Genomic DNA, 3,927 nt, shown 5'->3' with positions numbered 1-3,927 from the left:
AAAATAGGGAAGGCTGACCCTTCCATCCTAAGGGAGAGAATACATATGAAAACACGTGACTTATTATTTGGACTGAATGAAGTGGAGGGGATCGGCTGGAAAAGCATCGACAGAATTCGCCAGGCAGGGTTTTTGACGGAGCAAGCGTTTGTCTGTAGTCCGGAAGATTGGCAAAAGGCCGGATTACCGGCAAAAATTGCACAGCGGCTGGCTGAATCGTTTGATGCGGAATGGATTCATAAACGCCGTCTTTTAATGGAAGAAAGCGGAGTAGCCATGGTAACTGTTCTGGATGAGCAATACCCTGCTATGCTGAAGGAAACAGCACAGCCGCCCTGGGTGCTTTATTACCGGGGGTCTCTGGAATATGCTTCCCGTCCTGCAATAGCGATGGTGGGTACACGTGTGCCGACTGCCTATGGACGCAAAGTAGGAGAGATGCTATCTGAGCAGCTGAGTGCAGCCGGGATTACGGTAGTTAGCGGACTGGCCCGGGGAATCGACAGCGTGTGTCATGAAGCGGCATTAGCCTGCGGCGGCATTACAGTCGCTGTAGTTGCTACTGGACTCGATAAAGTCTATCCGCCCGAGAACAGGGAGCTGGAGCGGGAGATTTCACAAAAAGGGCTGGTGCTCAGTGAGTATCCGTTAGGCACTCCGAGTCATCCGGGCCTGTTCCCGCAGCGCAACCGGATTATCGCCGGACTGACCTTAGGGACGCTGGTTGTCGAAGCTGACTCCCGCAGCGGTTCCTTAATCACAGCTGATGCTGCCCTGGAAGCAGGAAGGGATGTGTTTGCGGTTCCCGGACCGGTTACTTCTCCCAAAAGCCGCGGAGCGCTTGACCTGATCAAACAAGGGGCAAAACTTGTAACCTCTGCAGAAGATATTGTAGAAGAATATATTTCTTTTATACCTGTAAAGGCTGACAGAGAGAGCGGAAACATCCTTTTTGAGCAGGGGAATAGGGATGGGCTGACCGAAAAGAAATTGACAAGTGAGGAGTCTCACCTATACCATATACTGCATCAAGGCCCGTTTAGTCTGGATGAGCTGCTGTTTAGAACAAGGTGGGATTTTGGACATTTGCATTCAGTTCTGTTATCTTTAATCATAAAAAAAGCGGTAACACAATTGCCGGGTGCAATTTATAAGGTAATTTAATATAGAAGGAACAGATTTAAGCGTATTTTCAAGAAGAGTGTATGCTTCGGAGCAAGATTTGAAGGATGTCTATTTCAAGGAAGCAAATGCTCACAATACTTTTAGGAGGAACAACCTATGGCAGATACACTAGTCATTGTCGAATCGCCGGCAAAAGCGAAGACAATCGGCAAATATCTAGGCAGTAAATATATTGTAAAGGCTTCTATGGGACATATCAGAGATCTGCCGAAGAGCCAGATTGGCGTCGAGGTAGAGAATGACTTCAGTCCCAAATATATCACGATTCGCGGTAAGGGATCGATTCTCAAGGAACTTAAAGATGCCAGAAAAAAAGTGAAAAAAGTCTATCTGGCAGCTGACCCGGACCGCGAAGGTGAAGCCATTGCCTGGCATCTGGCGCATGCGCTGGATTTGGATAACACAGAGGAATGCCGGGTTGTTTTCAATGAGATCACGAAGCAGGCTGTAAAGGATGCTTTTAAGACCCCCCGCAAAATTAATATGGATTTGGTTAACGCGCAGCAGGCCCGGCGGATTCTGGACCGGCTTGTCGGTTATAAAATCAGTCCACTATTATGGAAGAAAGTCAAAAAGGGCTTGTCGGCCGGCCGGGTCCAATCGGTTGCTGTTAAGATTATCATGGACCGCGAGAATGAAATCTCCGCGTTTGAACCGACTGAATATTGGAGTATTACCGCAAAGCTAGGCATCCGGGATTCCGTCTTTGAAGCCAAGTTTCACAAGCTGAATGGTGAAAAGAAAGAGCTGGGCCGGGAAAGCGATGTTCAGGAAGTACTGGAAGCCATTAAAAATGCTGATTTCAAGGTGCGCGAAGTGAAGGAGAAGGAAAGACAGCGACATCCTTCGGCACCGTTTACCACAAGCTCACTTCAGCAGGAAGCGGCCCGCAAGCTGGGCTTTCGTGCTGCCAAAACCATGTCTGTGGCTCAGCAGCTGTATGAAGGCGTAGAGCTTGGCAAGGAAGGCACGGTCGGTTTGATCACCTACATGCGTACCGACTCCACTCGTCTTTCCGCTACCGCTCAGGAAGAAGCCAAGGAACTGATTTTGGCCAAGTACGGAGAAAAGTTTATTCCGGAATCCCCCCGCCAGTATTCCAAGAAAGCTGCAGGTGCCCAGGATGCGCATGAAGCGATTCGTCCAACCTCGGCACTGCGCGAACCTGAGATGGTCAAAGAGTTCATGAGCCGTGATCAATTCCGCTTATATAAACTGATCTGGGAGCGGTTCGTCTCCAGTCAAATGTCCTCTGCACTTCTTGATACACTCTCCGTGGATATCACAGCAGGAACGGCGATCTTCAGAGCTGTCGGCTCCAAAGTTTCTTTCCCTGGATTTATGAAGGTGTATGTGGAAGGAAATGATGACGGGACGACTGACGAAGAGAAGTTCTTGCCGCCGCTGAAAGCCGGGGATGAACTGGTGAAGCAGGACATTGAGCCTAAGCAGCATTTCACCCAGCCGCCGCCGCGATATACCGAAGCACGTCTGGTCAAAACACTGGAAGAGTTGGGTATTGGCCGCCCGAGTACGTATGCACCTACACTGGAGACGATCCAGAAACGTGGATACGTAGCGATTGAAGAGAAGAAATTTATGCCTACTGAGCTGGGCGAGCTGATTATAGAGCAAATGGAACAATTCTTCCCGGAAATTCTCGATGTGGAATTTACAGCGCACATGGAAGGGGATCTTGACCATGTGGAAGAGGGCGCGGAGGATTGGGTAAAAGTATTGGCCGGATTTTATGAATCTTTTGAGAAGCGCCTGCTGTTTGCTGAAGAAGAAATGAAAGAGATTGAGATTGAAGATGAAGTGTCCGATGAGCTTTGCGAGAAATGTGGGAAGCCGATGGTTTATAAGCTGGGACGGTTCGGGAAGTTCCTGGCCTGCTCAGGATTCCCTGACTGCCGCAATACGAAGCCGATTGTGAAGGACATCGGAGTCAGCTGTCCGAAGTGTCATGAAGGTAAGGTCGTCGAGCGTCGCAGCAAGAAAGGACGCGTATTCTATGGTTGTGATCAGTACCCTGGCTGCGACTTCGTCTCCTGGGATCGTCCTTCCCTTAAACCATGTCCAGTTTGCGGCTCTTGGATGGTGGAGAAGCGCAACAAGCAAGGCACGAAGCTGCAATGTACCTCTTGCGATCACACTGAGGCTGTACTTGAGGGCGAAGAATTAGCAGAATAAATAGTTTTCAGGAGGAAAGGAAATTGACAGAAACAGCTAAAGTAACAGTAATAGGAGCGGGCCTCGCCGGCAGCGAGGCTGCCTGGCAAATTGCCTCAAGCGGGGTACCGGTCAGATTATATGAAATGAGACCCGTAGTAAAAACACCTGCTCATCACACTAATCAATTTGCCGAACTGGTATGCAGCAACTCGCTCCGGGCAAATGGGCTGGGAAATGCAGTGGGCGTGTTAAAGGAAGAGATGCGGCGGCTGAACTCGCTTGTCCTTGGCGCTGCTGACCGTCATGCAGTTCCTGCGGGCGGAGCACTTGCAGTTGACCGGGACGGTTTCTCTGGTGAGATCACCCGGACCTTGCACGAACATCCGCTTGTGGAAGTCATAAATGAAGAACTGACGCATATACCGGAGGATGGGATTGTTGTCATCGCGACAGGACCTCTGACTTCTCCGGCATTATCTGCTGAGATAAAGGCTTTATTGGGTGAAGAATACTTCTACTTCTATGATGCTGCAGCACCGATTGTGGAGAAGGATACTATCGACATGA

At 49.7% G+C, this 3,927-nt stretch carries 3 protein-coding genes; all 3 read left to right on the top strand.

Annotated features, from left to right (window positions below; translation table 11 throughout):
* Window positions 1-45: 45 nt before the first annotated feature.
* Window positions 46-1,164 carry a DNA-processing protein DprA gene (gene dprA, locus AQR02_RS14515; protein WP_054941090.1) on the top strand — a complete coding sequence of 373 codons (1,119 nt, stop codon included), beginning with the start codon at window positions 46-48 and terminating at the stop codon, window positions 1,162-1,164.
* A gap of 117 nt (window positions 1,165-1,281) precedes the next feature.
* Entirely contained in the window at window positions 1,282-3,378 is a 2,097-nt protein-coding gene (gene topA, locus AQR02_RS14510; RefSeq protein ID WP_054941089.1) for a type I DNA topoisomerase, read from the top strand.
* A 23-nt stretch (window positions 3,379-3,401) separates the two neighbouring features.
* On the top strand, window positions 3,402-3,927 hold a 526-nt coding region (trmFO, locus tag AQR02_RS34295), incomplete at its 3' end, for a methylenetetrahydrofolate--tRNA-(uracil(54)-C(5))-methyltransferase (FADH(2)-oxidizing) TrmFO (RefSeq protein WP_245237456.1).

Source organism: Paenibacillus ihuae (assembly GCF_001368795.1).
Taxonomy (GTDB): Bacteria; Bacillota; Bacilli; order Paenibacillales; family Paenibacillaceae; genus Paenibacillus_AQ; species Paenibacillus_AQ ihuae.
This window is presented reverse-complemented; position numbering and strand designations above follow the sequence as displayed.